Source organism: Rhodococcus sp. 27YEA6, assembly GCF_044908235.1.
GTDB lineage: Bacteria > Actinomycetota > Actinomycetes > Mycobacteriales > Mycobacteriaceae > Rhodococcus_F > Rhodococcus_F qingshengii.
In genome coordinates this window covers 362,263-377,909 of record NZ_JBIYCY010000005.1, presented here as the reverse complement: position 1 = coordinate 377,909, position 15,647 = coordinate 362,263, and the positions used below count along the sequence as shown (strand labels likewise).

Sequence of the window (15,647 nt, the reverse complement as noted above, 5' to 3'; positions counted from 1 at the left end):
TGTGCCCTACCGGCACTGACCAGCACATCGGTCCCGAGGATGACATGAACCCTGAGATGTGAATACGGCAGTTCAGGGAAAACCCTGTGCTCGACCGGAAGGCGGAACTGGCGCGGCCTGCGGGTAGGGCGGATCGAAGTCGCCGTCGAACAATCGCCAGTAGAAGTCGTTCATCCTCGCAGCGGCGGGCGCGTGCCGTGTCACGATCGCGGCCACCTCTGGTGTCACATCACCTGGAATATGACCTGTGGCGCATCGTCGTACGTACTGGTTGCGGGCGACTGGTCCGCCGCTCGTCGGCCTCGGTACCCCGCAGACCTCGGTCACCAGCCAGTTGACCAGAAGCATGGCGGCGTAGTCGGCGTCATGAGTGGCGTGGCGCCGGACGAAGTCGTGCTCGGCAGTCGACAGGTCGAAGTGTGGGGATGTGGCCAGTCCGAAGTCGGTGAGATAGATCCGCTCCATGTCGGTGCGCATGTTGCCGAAATGTCCGTCCATGTGCAGCAACTGTCGATCGCGCAAGAACGCCACGATCTCCGAAAACTGTCGCTCGACTTCGGCAGCTTTGGCGGACGGGTTGTCTTCCAGCCAATTCGAGATCGGGTGTTCGATGTACTCGCAGAACAGTACGAGGCTGCACGGCGCAGCGGCAAGCGCTTCGAGACGGGTCCGCACTTCACGGCTGGCGCCGGCGGTGTGAACGGAATCGATGTCGGCGTGTTCGACCGCAACGGGCGAACGTCCGGGAAGTATCCGCCAGTGGTAAAGCATTGGGAACGACTGTGTTTCGCCGGCCAGAACGGCATCGGTGACCACGAGGTTCGTGGCCAGTTCTCGCCAGGCGTTGAAGCTTGGGCCACCAATGCCGTACTGGCAGAACGTCGGCAGATCGAAATGGTTGGAAGTAGAGCCCACCTCGGCGATTTCCCGCACGCTCAGTGGGATGCGTTTGGTGAATACCGGAACGCCGTTGAGCCTGTTGTCATAGACCCTGATCACTCCTGCGGCGCCACCTACGCCGACACTCGAGATTTGAACGGTGTCGACCAGTCGGGCCAGTTCGACATCGTTCTGGGAAGACAGGAACGCCGACAGCTTTCGGTGACGGTCAATCCTGACGTCTGTCATCCCACGACTGTGCCACAGGCTCGTCCGGCTTCGATTTCGCGGAGCCGCCTGTCGAAGTCACCGATTCTGGCGGTGTCCTCGTAGTAGTCCTCTTGCTCGATGATCTTTCCCACTTGGTCCGAACGAGAAGCACTGTTCGATTTCGATACATGACGGCGCCGTCGGGGCCAAGGGCTCGGTCGTCGAAACGGGCGAGCAGGGTCATGCGCCAGAGTGGACCACCGAAATACGCTTCGGTGACCGCGCCTTGAAGCCCCGCATCGACAAATTGTTGGAGAAACGTCTCGATTCGGTCCCCATCGCTTCATCTTCGAAGCTTGTCGTGGCATCGAATGCCCTGTCAACGATGTGCCCGGGTCTGCTGATATCTGACAGAGAATTGGATATTGACAGTGACTGTCACAATAGGTGAGACTCGCATTATCGAGAATGGCCGGATCTCGGCCGAGGCGGGAGGACGTTGCTGATGTCACTACGGGAGAGACAGCGGTTGCAGGTGCGAGCAGACATTCAACGTGCGGCATTCGATCTGTTCGCACGTGACGGTTTCGAAGACGTGACCACTGAGCAGATTGCGTCGGCGGCGGGGGTATCGGCGAGCACGTACTTTCGGCACGTTCGTAACAAGGAGGATCTGCTGTTGGATCCGGTCAGGCAGGGCGGTGCCGGAATCGTGACGCTCCTCGAGGAGCGCCCGGCATCCGAGTCGGCTGATCTTGCGATCTCACGGGCAATCCTCGAGCGTTCCAATGCTTTCGAGTCCTCGGAGATCGATCAGTGGCGATCGGCGTTCCGTACCGCGCCGCACCTGATGGATCGAGTCGCGCTGATCGCGCCCGAACATCGTGATCGGCTGGTCGAGTTGGTGGCACAACGTATGCAACTCGATCCGGAAAACGACAGCCGCCCAGGACTTCTCGTTCATTTGATGTTGGCGGCGGCGGAGTTCGGTTATCGGCAATGGATACGTAACCCTCACAAGCGCGGGGCATCACTTCCCGTGTGCGTCGAGGGGGCGCTAGACGCTGTTCGAGGATCCCGGTGGCACGCGCAGGACGAAGATGACACGAAAGGTCGTGACCAGTGATGGACGAGAACTCTCAGGGCGCCGTGCCGCCCGTAGTGGATGTCGTTGTTGTCGGATCGGGGGCTGCCGGCATGTCCGCAGCCATCACCGCAGCCCGCAACGGACTCTCGACGATACTCGTGGAGAAGTCCGAATACTGGGGCGGTTCGTCGTCCCGGTCCGGGGGCGGCGTGTGGATTCCGGGAAACTCGATACTTCGCCGCGAGGCGCCGACAGATGATATCGACTCTGCGCGAACATATCTGAAGAGCATTGTCGGAGAGGATGCAGACGCCGACCGAATCGACACGTATATCGATCGGGGTCCGGAAGCCCTCGATTTCCTGATTCGTCACTCTGCGTTGGAGCTCGAATGGGTGAAGGGGTACTCCGACTACTTTCCCGAGGCACCTGGCGGACGTGCAAGCGGCCGCTCGTGCGAGCCGCGCCCGTTCGACGCGCGAGCTCTGGGCGACGATCTTGCGACACTTCATCCGCCGTACATGAAGGTTCCGCTCAACATGGTTGTCCAACAATCTGATTACCGTTGGCTGAGCACGGGGATCCGGCATTGGCGGGGTCCGGTGCGGATGCTTCGGGTAGGAATGAGATCCCTGGCCGCAAGAGCTCGGAAGAAGAAGCTGATCGGGCTCGGGCCGGCGCTCATGGCCGAACTGATGCTCGGAGTTCGGGACGCCGGAGTGACGGTGGAGCTCGGGACGAGGCTTGTGGATTTGGTAACCGACAGTGATCGTGTCGTGGGTGTGCGACTCGAGTCCGGGGGAGTGCAGACCACCATGCATGCTCGATGCGGTGTCATCCTCGCGTGTGGCGGATTCGACAACAACGACGACATGCGAGGCGAGTACCAGCGACGGCCGAGTAGCGCGCAGTGGACTCTCGGGGCACCGACCAATACCGGGGATGGCATCCGTGCAGCTCTACGCGTCGACGCCGCAATTTCGTACATGGACGACGCGTGGTGGGCCCCGTCGATTCCACTGCCCAAAGGCCCGTGGTTCGCCTTGGCGGAACGCTCGTTGCCTCGCAGCCTCATGGTCAACGCCAGCGGTCAGCGCTTCATGAACGAGTCGCTTCCCTATGTCGAAGCGGCACACGCCATGTTCGGCGGAAAGTACGGCCGAGGTGAAGGACCCGCTGAGAACATCCCGGCTTGGCTGATCTTCGATCAGACGTACCGTGACCGTTACCTGTTCGCGGGGGTTCCGGCGCGCAGGCCGATACCTCGGTCGTGGATCGAATCGGGTGCGATTGTGCGAGCTGGATCGATTGCCGAACTCGCTGCCGAGATCGGAGTGCCGGGCGATGCGCTGTCCGCCACCATCACACGATTCAACAGCTGTGCGCGCGACGGAATCGATCGCGACTTCGGCCGTGGGACAAGCAGATACGACCACTACTACGGCGATTGCACCAACAAGCCCAATCCCAGCCTCGGAGAACTCACGAAGGGTCCGTTCTATGCCGCGAAGATGGTGCCTGGAGACCTGGGGACCAAAGGCGGCATCAACACGGACGCTCGCGCGCGAGCGTTGCGCGCCGACGGTTCGGTCATCGACGGGCTCTACGCAGCAGGTAACACCAGCTCACCGGTGATGGGTCATACCTATGCCGGTCCAGGTGCAACTATCGGTCCCGCAATGGTTTTCGGATATCTGGCGGCGCTAGATGCGGTCGGACGATCCCAGAACGGTAGTGGACTCGAGACCGAAGGCAGGAATAATGGTTTGGCAGATCGCCGTGGGTAGGGTTCTCTTGACAGCGTGACCCACCTCAACATCGCCGACGTCGACTACTTTCTCCCTGATGGTCGGCAACTGCTCAGCGGTGTCAGCTTTCGGGTCGGCAACGGTGCAAAAACTGCACTGATAGGCCCCAACGGGACTGGTAAGACGACGTTGCTCCGCATTGTCGCCGGAGACGTCGTCGCCGACGAGGGCGCTGTCACTCGATCCGGAACACTGGGCGTGATGCGGCAATTCGTCGGCCAGGTTCGCGACGAGTCCACCGTGCGCGATCTTCTGTTGTCCGTCTCGCCGGCACGGATCCGGGACGCAGCACTGGCGCTCGATACGGCAGAAAACGCGATGATCGAGCGCGACGAGGAATCAACTCAAATGAAGTATTCGCATGCGCTGGCCGATTGGGCCGACGTGGGCGGCTACGAGACCGAAGACTTCTGGGACAAGGTCACTACCGCGGCTCTCGGTGTTCCCTATGACCGCGCGAAGTGGCGCGCGGCCAACTCCCTCAGTGGTGGCGAGCAGAAACGGTTGGTTCTCGAAGCACTGTTCGCTGGGCCCGACGACGCACTCCTGCTGGACGAGCCGGACAACTACCTCGATGTTCCGGGCAAGCGATGGCTGGAGAAGACGATCTCGGAATCGTCGAAAGTGGTTTTGTTCGTCAGCCACGACCGCGAACTGATCGCCAACGCGGCCACCCACATCGTGACGCTCGAGCCCGGAATCAGCGGCGCAACGTCGTGGACCCACGGCGCTGGGCTGGCCAGCTACCACCAGGCCCGCGAGGATCGCAACGCTCGATTCGAAGAACTGCGTCGACGCTGGGACGAGGAGCACGCGAAATTACGTGCCCTGGTTCTGCGATTGCGTGAAAAGGCCAAGTTCAACGACGGCGTCGCTGCGCGGTATCACGCCTCGCAAACCAGGTTGGCGAAGTTCGAGGAGGCAGGGCCACCCGAAGCGATTCCACTTCAGCAGAAGGTGACAGTTCGGCTGGCTGGCGGGCGAACCGCCAAGCGCGCGTTGGTATGTCAGGATCTCGAGCTGACCGGATTGATGAAGCCTTTCGACACCGAGATCTGGTACGGAGATCGCGTTGCCGTGCTGGGCTCCAATGGATCCGGGAAGTCACATTTCCTTCGTCTCTTGGCGGGTGGTGGGACCGATCCGGGGACCGAGCATCTGCCCGTCGAGGCGCTCGACATCGCGCCGGTCGAGCACAGGGGTACTGCGACGCTGGGTGCCCGGGTACGTCCCGGATTGTTTGCGCAGACCCATTCCAGGCCTGATCTGACCGGGAACACGCTGCTCGAGATCCTGCACATGGGCGACGAACACCGCAGCGGAATGGGGCGTGAAGCGGCGAGCCGCGCGCTCGACCGTTACGGATTGTCCCAAGCAGCCGAACAGAAGTACGACGACCTGTCCGGCGGACAGCAGGCGCGCCTGCAGATTCTGCTCCTCGAGCTTTCCGGCGCCACGATGTTGCTGCTCGACGAGCCGACCGACAACCTCGACCTTCATTCGGCTGACGCGCTCGAACAGGGCATCGCACAGTTTGCCGGCACCGTCATCTCGGTAACCCACGATCGTTGGTTCGCGCGCGGGTTCGACAGGTTCCTCGTCTTCGGATCGGACGGGAACGTGTACGAGAGCGAGTCTCCGGTGTGGGACGAGGCCAGGGTCGAACGAGCGCGCTGAGATCGAGCAGCCGCTTGCTACCTGGGGAGTGGCGGCAACTCGTTGATCATCGCGCGCAGGAGGCCCGGATCGCTGCGATCCGATCGAGGTGGGGGACAGCGCGAAAGATCGAGCAGTGTCGGGAAGCCCCACAGAACGCGACCTGGATCCACCCTGTCCACCGCCGAGTACCAGTGGGTGAGCGGCTCGGCGAGCGCCGCGTGAAGCTCGAAATGCCGTCGTCGGCGGCTGGGGTCTCCTTCGCGCTGCAGTCGAAGTTGCTTCGGTGACGGTATCGAGATGACGGTCAGATCCGCGAGACCCAGTTCGAGGCGCGTAAAAGCCGTCTCGACTGCCTCGAGCTCGTACTCGAATCGCTCCCGAGGTGCGGCGCCCACCGCGGCGAGACACCAGCTGTAGTGCAGTTTCAGCGGGTCGCTGTCGCAGAGCGCGATCCCGGTTCTCGATTCGAGTTCTTCCGCTTGCGACCATCGCTTCGAATTGACCGTTGCCCAGTAACTTGCCTGGACGTCGAGATCCGTGCCGTCCGGCTCGCGCCCCGTGGGCTGATACTCGGCGACGAATCCTTCCGCTGCGGTTTGTCCACCGAGTTGGGTTCGGCACCAGGTGGTCTTGCCGGCGGCGCTGGGTCCTTCTACTGCGATGATCACCAGTTGATCTCCATTATGATTGGGGCGGTTGGTTTTTCCCGTTGCCAGGACTCTCTTAACATCCCCAGGATCCTCGTTGGCGGTCCGACACGGCCTGTTTCGGTGCGGTGGGTCACAAAATCACCGTGACGGTTGCCACATAACGGACGGATAACGATCGGTATGGTTGAAGCTCGAATCAATTAGTTGACCTGTGGTTATTGCTCGATTTTCGACTGAGTCTGGTACAGCAGTGCCGGAAAACTGCCCCGTGACCAATCCGTGACCATCGCCTACGGTCGTTGACAGCCCGAAACTACCGGGCAAACACCGACCCGCAACTGCGTGCTTCTGCCCCGCGGGTCCGGTACTCCCGAAACCTTCGCGGGGCAGGAGTGAAACAGACGAGTCGATCGACTAGACGTGAAAGCGTCCGGGCCGACCTCGTCCGCGGTAGCGGAGAGGATTTACCCAATGACCAGCATCACCTTCAAGCGCGCCCTCGGCGCAGTTGCAACCGCAGGCGCAGTCGTCGCGATCCCGCTCGCCATGAGCACCGGCACCGCTTCGGCAGCCGGCCACGACTGGTCCGGAGTCGCAAACTGCGAGTCCTCCGGTAACTGGGCCGCCAACACCGGAAACGGCTTCTACGGTGGTCTGCAGTTCACGCAGAGCACCTGGAACGCATTCGGTGGATCGGGCAACGCTGCCAACGCCAGCCAGGCCGAGCAGATCCGTGTCGCCGAGAACGTTCTCGCAGGCCAGGGCGTCGGCGCATGGCCCGTCTGCGGTCAGTACCTGACCACCGGCACCACCGCAGGCAACTACGAGGCCGCAGCCGCCCCCGTTACCGCTGAGGCTTCCGTCGAGTCGGCTCCGGCAGCAAGCACCGGAAGCGGCAACTACGTGGTCAAGGCAGGCGACACCCTGTCGAAGATCGCTGCTGCACACGGCATCTCGCTCGAGAACCTCGCCAGCCAGGTTCCGAACATCAACCTGATCTTCCCGGGACAGTCCCTCTCGGTCTAGTCTCGTGGCCGTTTAGGTCCTCAATGCGTCGAAATTGTCCGGAGCTGATGCAGCCCCGGACAATTTCGGCGTTTCTGCGTTCGCAATGAGCGTTGCCGCTTCCGTATGGATGGGGTCAAGATCCTGGCGCCACCCAAGAATGTGCAGCGCCGACCCGGCGATGACAGCGGCGTCGGGAATCGGGGTGCCTTCGAGCGCGTCGGCTCGCGCGCTGATCACGCTTTCTACCAGGCGAAACGGAAGCTCGGCCAGGTGCGTTGATGATGGATCGTCAATCGCGTCGAGCACATCCTGGGCGAGTGCCCGGTATTGCTCGCGAAGCCGATCGCGATCGGCTCGGAACGACATGAACCTGTCACTTCTCAGTTCCGGTAAGAGATAAAGGACGCCGAGGTTCCACCGTCCGGTGATCAGTTGTGCCGCGTCGATGTACGAAAGTGCGTACAGCTTGACCTCGGGTGCGGTGTCGAGTGGCCTGAGATTCTCCGCGAAGTCGAGCGCCGGCGTCACGGTGTCGGCGAGCAGTGCAACCAGAATGTCGTCCTTGGTGGCGAAATGGTTGTACAGCGACGCCTGACGCATTCCGACTGCTTCGGCGATGTGGCGTGTGGACGTCGCGGCGAAGCCTCGGGTGGTGAACAGTTCAGCGGCTGCATCCAAGATCTCCGCCCGGGCAGTGCCACCCGGGCGTCGGCGAGCGGTCAGGCGGGGTCGTCCGGGGCCGGCGTTGGTCACGCCTTCCATAGTGGCAGGCTGCGGCCTTACGTGCGGGATGGCCGCCGCTGTGAGCATTCGGTCACGTGCTCGAAACGTACTCAACGAGCCTGTTACAGAATCAGGCGAATCGTATACGCGGGCGTCACCTGCGGCGAGTGGATTTCGCGAAAACTATCAATCGACAGTTATTCGCCTCTGAATCGCTTCGCCGAAGGAGTACGCCGTTGAGTGCAACCACCCCGGCTGCGCAGCCCACCACCGCATCCGCACTCGCCTCTTCGCCTCACGACGACGGTGACCTCGCGGAGTTCGGCTACGAGCAGCAGCTGCATCGATCGCTGGGAAAGTTCGCGTCTTTCGCCGCGGGCTTCTCCTTCGTCTCCATCCTGACCACGATCTTCCAATTGTTCGGCCTCGGTTTCGGTTTCGCGGGTCCGGCATTCTTCTGGACGTGGCCGGTCGTCTTCATCGGTCAGTTCATGGTCGCTCTCAACTTCGCGGAACTTGCTGCCAGATATCCGATTTCGGGTGCCATCTACCAGTGGTCGCGGCGGATGGGTGGTGAGATCGTCGGCTGGTTCGCCGGTTGGTTCATGATTCTCGCTCAGATCGTCACTGCATCGGCCGCCGCGATCGCCTTGCAGGTCGTGCTCCCCAATGTGTGGAGCGGGTTCCAGATCATCGGCGAGGACAGCGCACTCACCTCATCGAGTGGTGCCGCCAACGCCGTGCTGCTCGGATCGGTACTTCTGGTTCTGACCACCTTCATCAACTGCATCGGCGTCAATTGGATGTCGCGTATCAACAACATCGGCGTGACCTGCGAAATCGTCGGTGTCATCGCGGTGATCGGGATGTTCTTCACCCACGCTCAGCGCGGACCGGACGTCGTCTTCGACACCGGCAGTGCCGGCGGTCAGCCCGGATACGCCTGGGCGTGGATCATGTCCGGACTGATGGCTGCTTACGTCATGGTCGGCTTCGGTTCGGCAGGCGAACTGGCCGAGGAGACCCGCAACCCCCGACGCGTCGCACCTCGTACGATCCGGCTTGCACTGTCCGCTTCCGCGCTCGGCGGCGGCTTGATGATCCTCGGCGCGTTGATGGCAGCGCCCTCACTCACCGACGGACGCCTGGCCACGGAAGGTTTGCCGTACGTACTGACATCGATTCTCAGTTCGCCGTGGGGCACGGTCTTGTTGATCGACGTCTCGATCGCAGTGTTCGTGTGCACCTTGGCCATTCAGACTGCTGCTTCACGGCTGATGTTCTCGATGGCCCGCGACGGGCGGCTTCCTGCCTCGCAGGTACTGGCAAAGGTCAACCCCCGCAACGGAACACCTATCGCGCCGTCCGTCCTCATCGGTCTGGTCTGCATTGCCGTCCTGGCCGTCAACGTGGGCAACTCGGCAATTTTTGCAACCCTGTCCAGCGTATGCATCATCTTGATCTACTTGGCCTACCTCATGGTGACCGTGCCGCTGCTGGTTCAGCGTCTCAAGGGATGGCCTCGCACGGCAGTCGGCCCCAAGTTCGACGCCGAAGGCAAAAAGCTTTTCTCCCTGGGCATCTGGGGAGTTCCGGTCAACATCGCCGCGGTTGTGTACGGCGCGCTGATGGTGATCAACCTGTCCTGGCCACGAGCCGAGATCTTCAACCCCACCGGGGAGTACCCCATTCTGCAGTGGGCCGCGCCCATCACGGTAGCGCTGGTCGTGGGGCTGGGAGTCGCTTGCTTCCCACGTGGCCGCGCCACCCCGAATCCCGTCACGATCGGAGCCTGACCATGAGTACTCAGACCACCGCCGGAGCGCGCGAGCATGCCCGGTCCCAAGCTGGAACGATCACCGATTCCATGCCCGTATTGCCGGCAACGCGTTGGCCGAACCCACCCGAAGACGTCGCGCCCGAACGTCTGACCTGGGCTGAGACCGTGCCGGGTGGGCGGTACACGACCAAGGTTCTCGCACGTGGAACCCGAGTGCGACTTCGCGACATCGCTGGCAGCGCCTGCGCAAACATCTTGCTCTATCGCGCCGACGCCCCCTGGGAGCGTCTCAACGTCGCCGATACCGTCAAGGTGCCATGGCAGGCCTATCTCGGCGTCGGGCACCCGTTGCTCTCCGATCAGGGGCGAGTACTTGCGACCGTGGTCGCAGACACGTCGGGTCACCACGACGCGTTCTGCGGAACGACGTCACGCGCCACCAACGAGGCGAAGTACGGGCAGGGTTCGCTGCACAGTGCCTCACCCGCCGGTCGTGAACTGTTCACCGTCGCTGCCGCGAAGAATGGACTCGGGCCGCAGGACATAGCGCCGCCGTTGTCCTTCTTCCATGGTGTCCGCGTCGAGGCGGACGGCGCTCTCACCAGTACGGGGTCCGCCGGCTCAGGCGCAACGGTCGACCTTCTGATTCACCTGCCCGTCATCGTGATGATCGCCAACACCGCGCACCCACTCGATCCGGCGCCGCAGTTTCCCACCACGTCCCTCGAAGTGCTCGCGTGGAAGGCCGCCGACGAACTCGGCAGCCTTGACGATCTCGGGCCGGAATACCAACGCGCAGTGCTCAATACCGAAGATGCCTGGACGGCTTCGAACCTGGAGGAGATCGCATGACCACCACCTTGGATGTCCCCGCCCTCGTTCCCGGAACGGTGATCCTCGACGAGATTGCTGACGCATTCGGGCCGTGGTCCGCAGTTGTCCGTGCCGGTGACGTTCTGACCGTCGTCGATCTACACGGAAATCAAGCCGTCGACACCCTCGTCTACGCCGGTGACGATCACAGCGTTCGGTACTCGGCAGCAGCGACGGTCACAGCCCAGAAGAACCTGTTTCTGTCCACAGGCTCCGTGCTCCGCAGTGACGACGGAACTCCACTCATGACCCTGGTCGCAGACGAGGTCGGAAACCACGACACCGTCGGCGGCGCGTGCTCACAGGAATCGAACACCCTGCGATACGGCCACCACACCAAGCATCAGCACGCGTGCGTCGAGAACTTCCTCGTCGAGGGCGCAAAATGGGGGCTCGGTAAGCGGGACCTGGTGTCCAACATCAACTTCTTCATGAACGTCCCGGTCGACCCCGACGGCACACTCGGAATCGTCGACGGACTGTCGGCACCAGGCAAGCGGCTCGCGTTGCGTGCCGAACGTGACGTGCTCGTCCTCGTGTCCAACTGCCCGCAGATCAACAACCCGTGCAACGGCTTCGATCCCACGGCCGTCCGCATGATCGTCACACGGCCGGGAGCAGACGAATGAACGCAAAACTGACCATCGTGCGTCCCGGAATGCTGACGACGGTTCAGGACTATCCAGGACGCGTCGGATACTGGCAGATCGGAGTCCCACCATCGGGCCCGATGGACGACCTGTCGTTTCGGTTGGGAAACACCGCACTCGGAAACCCCGAAGGCGCCCCCGGCATCGAATGCGCGATGGCCGGACCTGCCATGACGTTCGACGAAGACACCACGGTCTGCATCACAGGTGCCCCGGTGTCGGTGACCGTCGACGGCGTCGTACACGGTCAGTGGCGTCCCGTTCTCGTCCCCGCTGGATCGGTGCTCGACGTCGGAACGGTCAGCGGCCCGGGACTGCGCATCTACGTACTCGTACAGGGCGGAATCGAGACCGACGACTATCTCGGCAGTGCGTCGACCTTCACCCTGGGCAGGTTCGGGGGACACGAAGGTAGGACTCTGCGGGCAGGAGACGTTCTCAAACTCGGACAGGCGACCGGGGTCGCGGGAGCTGTTCCCGCCGAGCATGTTCCGGCGATACACACGTGCTGGGAACTTGCGGTGACCGAGGGCCCGCACGGGGCGCCGGAGTTCTTCACCCGCTCCGACATCGACACGCTGTACGCGACCGAGTACGAGGTCCACTTCAACTCCGACCGCACCGGTGTCCGGTTGATAGGTCCGAAACCAGACTGGGCCAGAACCACCGGCGGCGAAGCCGGACTTCACCCTTCGAACATCCACGACAACGCGTATTCGATCGGTGCACTCGACTTCACCGGCGACACGCCCATCCTCCTCGGACCAGACGGACCGAGCCTCGGCGGCTTCGTCTGCCCGATCACAGTGGTGTCCGCTGATCGCTGGAAGCTCGGACAGTTGGCTCCCGGGAACAAGATTCGCTTCGTGCCGGTCCGCGCCGAACGGGCAGCCTCCCGGCGTGACCTCGGAGTATCGCGTCGAGCGTCCAATTCGGTTGTTCATTCCTCCGGTGGTGACGGCGACGACGGCGTCATAGCCCGTCGTGACGGCGACACCACGGTCACGTACCGGCGCTCAGGCGACGACAACGTTTTGGTCGAATACGGCGACATGAATCTCGACCTGGCGTTACGTGCGCGTGCTCATGCACTGCATCAGCGACTCGACGCCGAGAAGCCGGCCGGACTACTCGATCTCACCCCGGGAATCCGCAGCCTGCAGGTCCGCGTCGACCCGGACGTGCTGCCCGTCGGCAAGCTGATGGGAATGCTCGCCGAGGCGGAGGACACCTTGCCGGCGGCCAACGAACTCGTTGTGCCCAGTCGCACCGTGCGGATGCCACTGTCGTGGGACGACCCGGCTACGCGCGAAGCGATCCAGCGGTACATGCACGGGGTTCGCGCCGACGCGCCGTGGTGCCCGTGGAACATCGAGTTCATCCGCCGGATGAACGGTCTCGAATCCGTGAACGACGTGTTCGACACCGTCTTCGGCGCCGAATACATGGTGCTCGGGCTCGGTGACGTCTACCTCGGAGCGCCGGTCGCGACGCCGCTCGATCCGCGTCATCGTCTGGTCACGACCAAGTACAACCCCGCCCGCACCTGGACCCCCGAAAACGCCGTCGGGATCGGTGGGGCGTACCTCTGCATCTACGGCATGGAAGGCCCAGGCGGGTACCAGTTCGTCGGACGTACGACGCAGGTGTGGAATCACCGCCACCCCGCGAAGTCCGGGCCGTTCGAGGAGGGCACTCCGTGGTTGCTGCGATTCTTCGACCGGATCTCCTGGTACCCCGTCGAGCCGGAAGAGTTGATGGATCTCCGCGCGGACACCGCCGCCGGCCGCGGCGGGGGCGTCGAGATCGAGGACGGCAGCTTCTCGCTGGCCGAGCATCAGGAGTTCCTCGCGTCGAACTCGCGCTCGATCGAGGAGTTCCGCGCGATGCAGTCCGTCGCGTTCGGGGCCGAGCGTCAGCGCTGGTCCGACGCAGGGGAGTTCGCGCTGCCCGGTTGATGGTCGAGTGAGCACCCTTTTCCTCAAGTGAGCACCGCTTCCAGAGTGTCGGAAGCGGTGCTCACTCAGTAGTAAAGGTGTTCAGTCCGCCTGGAACGGGCAGCAGATGTTTGCGTCAGCGAGTCAGCGCGCGATTGAACAGATCGATGAACGGGCGAGGTGACGGGGTTCCGGTGGGCCGGAAAGGCGCAGAATCCCTCGACGCGGATACCCACTCGGTTCTGCTCACCCGCGACAAGTCGAGCTGATACCGGGTGTCCGCGGCGAGTCGGTGCAGGAAGAGGGTTCCGGTTCGCCCGTTTCCTTCCCGAAACGGGTGGGCATGATTGAGCGTCGAGTACACCGATGCGAGCGCGAACGACGCAGCGCCGTTATCGAGCGCTACCCAATCGACGGCGGCGATGATCTCTTCCACCTCGGACAGGTAGTTCCGAATCGCCGAGACCGGAGCAAACGTTGCCGCACCTTTCCTGATGTCGACGGTTCTGATGTGGCCGGCCCACTGGTACAGATCTTGGAAAACGTGCTGGTGAAGTAGGAGAAGTTCGGCTGTGTCTCGCGTGTGCGGTACGAGGTCGCTGCCGAGATGCGCCTCACCCAGGCGAAGCGCGGTCGCCGCGAACTCGAGTGATTGCAGTGCGGCGGGATCTCGTACGTCGAAATTGTTCTCGAGCACCGATGTACCGCGATAGACGTACGGCGCTGATCTTCGCCAGCGGATTCGCGGGGGAATTGCAGACGAGAGGCCGACTGCTCGCGCCAATTCCTGCTCGAAATACTCACGCCGAGAAAGCATCCCGATCATCACGGCCTCGAGTTCCGCGATCTGTTCATCGCTCGGATCCCAGCCTTCGAGGCGCTCCGCCGCCAGAACCTGTTCGAGCGCAGTGCGATTCACGGGTCGATGTCGGGTAGCGCCGACGCGGACGCGGCATATTCGAGTCGTCGTTGCACACCTGCGACCTCGCGCACTGCATTGCTCAGCAAGCTCCGCGAGAGCGGAGTGAGTTCGGAGATCACCACTTCGTCGGTCGGTGGCCGACCTGCCGCGAACTGATCGGTCTGGTGGCGGACACGAATCTGCTGCAACACCTCGAAAGATTCGATCAGTACCTGGGCGTCGTCGTCGAGTAGGAAACCGCTTCCCGCTGCAGCCTTGAGGCGTTCGAGTGTCGAACTCGTGCGGGCGCCCACGGAAATCCCCGCCCAACGAGCGATGTTCACGATCGGTTGGACGGCGCTGGCTTTGAGGTCGACGGTTCCGGTCCGACGCGTCATCACGTCCTTGAACGAATGGAGCTTTGCCTTGTCTCCGACGGCTTCGCGAAGGAGCAGTCGCATGACGGCCGGGTGCAGTCGCAGTTGATCCAACGCCGCAGGGCGAGGATCCAACGCCGGATCGCCCGCGACGACGCGGGCATCCGCCAGCATCGACAACATGACCAGGGCCTGGTCCTGGTACGGATTGGATACCCATTTCCGCAGCGCAGTGCGCCATTGTGGGAGCGTCCGAGCAAACCTGGCCTGGGTCGCGACGGCGTTCTTGGTGTCGCGAGGGAACCCGCAGAGATCGAGGATGTCGTGGATGGTCTTCGCGGCGTCGGCTCCCTCGTGATGAGATTCGCCGCCCCACACCAGCGCACTGTCGATATCCGAAGAGGGGAGCGCTTCACGCCTGGCGACGCTGCCGAGCGACAGCCACGCGAAATCCGGTCGCTCGTCTCCGCCCACCACCAATTCGATGGCTCGCCTGACCGTCACGTCGATCAGCACGGCCAGCGTCGCGCCGATGTCGAGCGGAGAGACCCGTGACGCCACCAATTCCGTCACCAGAACAGGGACCGCGCGGGCTGTTTCGACGAGGTGGGCGTCGTCCTGTGCTGTGGCGAGCGCTGCGCGCAGTTCGAAACCCTGATTGGTGGCCGAAGTCAGGAGGTCGCTGAGTTCGAGCACGCCCATCAGTGCGCCTGCCTCGGTCACGACCGGGAGATGGCGCAATCCGTACTCGAGCATGTCGGTCACGGCGTCGGCGCCCAATCGATCCGGATCGACTGTCACTGCTGACGGCGTCATCACCGTTGATACCGGCTGATTGCTGTCGATACCACCGACTACCACGCGAGCACGTAGGTCACCTTCGGTGAAGATTCCGAAACCGGTTGTCTCCGTCGGGATCACAACAGCGCGGCGGCCCGCATCGGTCATCAACTTCGCGGCCTCGCGGATGGTTGCTCGGCCATCGCAGACAATTGCGGGCCCGCGCAACAGGTCTCGCACCCGGCGCATAGCGGGACTCTGCATGCCTTGCCCCGTCGAGTGCCCCGTCATGGGGTCATTGTCGCAGGTGTGTCCGGTTCAGGCA

General features: G+C 62.8%; 13 protein-coding genes. 8 read left to right on the top strand and 5 right to left on the bottom strand.

The window, feature by feature from the left end; translation table 11 throughout:
* Window positions 1–72 precede the first annotated feature (72 nt).
* A complete protein-coding gene (locus tag ABH939_RS16585; RefSeq protein ID WP_404649830.1) occupies window positions 73–1,128 on the bottom strand; it encodes a serine/threonine protein phosphatase in 1,056 nt (351 codons plus the stop codon).
* A gap of 466 nt (window positions 1,129–1,594) precedes the next feature.
* Between ABH939_RS16585 and ABH939_RS16580 the strand changes: the two genes are divergently transcribed.
* The 3 genes from ABH939_RS16580 to ABH939_RS16570 are packed head-to-tail and all read left to right on the top strand — an operon-like array spanning window position 1,595 to window position 5,661.
* Window positions 1,595–2,215, top strand: a complete 621-nt coding sequence (locus ABH939_RS16580; RefSeq protein WP_404649829.1) for a TetR/AcrR family transcriptional regulator — start codon at window positions 1,595–1,597, stop codon at window positions 2,213–2,215.
* On the top strand, window positions 2,215–3,963 hold the full coding sequence (gene kstD, locus ABH939_RS16575) for a 3-oxosteroid 1-dehydrogenase (RefSeq protein ID WP_404649828.1): 1,749 nt from the start codon (window positions 2,215–2,217) through the stop codon (window positions 3,961–3,963). Before ABH939_RS16580 ends, kstD begins: the two co-directional genes overlap by 1 nt.
* A 15-nt stretch (window positions 3,964–3,978) precedes the next feature.
* Window positions 3,979–5,661 carry an ATP-binding cassette domain-containing protein gene (locus tag ABH939_RS16570; RefSeq protein ID WP_404649827.1) on the top strand — a complete coding sequence of 561 codons (1,683 nt, stop codon included), beginning with the start codon at window positions 3,979–3,981 and terminating at the stop codon, window positions 5,659–5,661.
* Between the two features lie 17 nt (window positions 5,662–5,678).
* Here the strand turns inward: ABH939_RS16570 and ABH939_RS16565 are convergent, their stop codons facing one another.
* Window positions 5,679–6,311, bottom strand: coding sequence for a hypothetical protein (locus tag ABH939_RS16565; RefSeq protein ID WP_217018791.1), 633 nt, complete (start codon window positions 6,309–6,311; stop codon window positions 5,679–5,681).
* A gap of 453 nt (window positions 6,312–6,764) precedes the next feature.
* On the opposite strand from ABH939_RS16565, the gene ABH939_RS16560 reads away from it, so the two are divergent.
* A complete protein-coding gene (locus ABH939_RS16560; protein ID WP_003944949.1) occupies window positions 6,765–7,319 on the top strand; it encodes a transglycosylase family protein in 555 nt (184 codons plus the stop codon).
* 12 nt (window positions 7,320–7,331) lie between these two features.
* On the opposite strand, the gene ABH939_RS16555 is transcribed toward ABH939_RS16560, so the two are convergent.
* On the bottom strand, window positions 7,332–8,063 hold the full coding sequence (locus tag ABH939_RS16555) for a TetR/AcrR family transcriptional regulator (protein ID WP_003944898.1): 732 nt from the start codon (window positions 8,061–8,063) through the stop codon (window positions 7,332–7,334).
* A 197-nt stretch (window positions 8,064–8,260) separates the two neighbouring features.
* Between ABH939_RS16555 and ABH939_RS16550 the strand changes: the two genes are divergently transcribed.
* The 4 genes from ABH939_RS16550 to ABH939_RS16535 are packed head-to-tail and all read left to right on the top strand — an operon-like array spanning window position 8,261 to window position 13,285.
* Entirely contained in the window at window positions 8,261–9,820 is a 1,560-nt protein-coding gene (locus tag ABH939_RS16550) for an amino acid permease (RefSeq protein ID WP_404649826.1), read from the top strand.
* Window positions 9,821–9,822: 2 nt separating this feature from the next.
* Window positions 9,823–10,656, top strand: coding sequence for an urea amidolyase associated protein UAAP1 (locus ABH939_RS16545; RefSeq protein ID WP_404649825.1), 834 nt, complete (start codon window positions 9,823–9,825; stop codon window positions 10,654–10,656).
* On the top strand, window positions 10,653–11,306 hold the full coding sequence (locus tag ABH939_RS16540) for an urea amidolyase associated protein UAAP2 (RefSeq protein WP_042919877.1): 654 nt from the start codon (window positions 10,653–10,655) through the stop codon (window positions 11,304–11,306). Before ABH939_RS16545 ends, ABH939_RS16540 begins: the two co-directional genes overlap by 4 nt.
* Complete coding sequence (locus ABH939_RS16535; protein WP_404649824.1) at window positions 11,303–13,285, top strand: 5-oxoprolinase/urea amidolyase family protein; 1,983 nt, start codon at window positions 11,303–11,305, stop codon at window positions 13,283–13,285. The genes ABH939_RS16540 and ABH939_RS16535 overlap by 4 nt, the downstream gene beginning before the upstream one ends.
* Before the next feature lie 115 nt (window positions 13,286–13,400).
* On the opposite strand, the gene ABH939_RS16530 is transcribed toward ABH939_RS16535, so the two are convergent.
* Both ABH939_RS16530 and ABH939_RS16525 read right to left on the bottom strand, forming a co-directional pair.
* A complete protein-coding gene (locus tag ABH939_RS16530; protein WP_064688275.1) occupies window positions 13,401–14,183 on the bottom strand; it encodes a Fic family protein in 783 nt (260 codons plus the stop codon).
* The gene (locus tag ABH939_RS16525) at window positions 14,180–15,613 is read right to left on the bottom strand and encodes a putative nucleotidyltransferase substrate binding domain-containing protein (protein ID WP_228232711.1); all 1,434 of its coding nucleotides are present in this window, start codon (window positions 15,611–15,613) and stop codon (window positions 14,180–14,182) included. Before ABH939_RS16525 ends, ABH939_RS16530 begins: the two co-directional genes overlap by 4 nt.
* Window positions 15,614–15,647 lie beyond the last annotated feature (34 nt).

Excerpts from the sequence above, each read along its gene's own strand:
- ABH939_RS16585 (WP_404649830.1), bottom strand. The coding sequence starts at position 1,128 with ATGACAGACGTCAGGATTGACCGTCACCGAAAGCTGTCGGCGTTCCTG.
- ABH939_RS16580 (WP_404649829.1), top strand. The coding sequence starts at position 1,595 with ATGTCACTACGGGAGAGACAGCGGTTGCAGGTGCGAGCAGACATTCAA.
- kstD (WP_404649828.1), top strand. The coding sequence starts at position 2,215 with ATGGACGAGAACTCTCAGGGCGCCGTGCCGCCCGTAGTGGATGTCGTT.
- ABH939_RS16560 (WP_003944949.1), top strand. The coding sequence starts at position 6,765 with ATGACCAGCATCACCTTCAAGCGCGCCCTCGGCGCAGTTGCAACCGCA.
- ABH939_RS16555 (WP_003944898.1), bottom strand. The coding sequence starts at position 8,063 with ATGGAAGGCGTGACCAACGCCGGCCCCGGACGACCCCGCCTGACCGCT.
- ABH939_RS16545 (WP_404649825.1), top strand. The coding sequence starts at position 9,823 with ATGAGTACTCAGACCACCGCCGGAGCGCGCGAGCATGCCCGGTCCCAA.
- ABH939_RS16540 (WP_042919877.1), top strand. The coding sequence starts at position 10,653 with ATGACCACCACCTTGGATGTCCCCGCCCTCGTTCCCGGAACGGTGATC.
- ABH939_RS16535 (WP_404649824.1), top strand. The coding sequence starts at position 11,303 with ATGAACGCAAAACTGACCATCGTGCGTCCCGGAATGCTGACGACGGTT.
- ABH939_RS16525 (WP_228232711.1), bottom strand. The coding sequence starts at position 15,613 with ATGACGGGGCACTCGACGGGGCAAGGCATGCAGAGTCCCGCTATGCGC.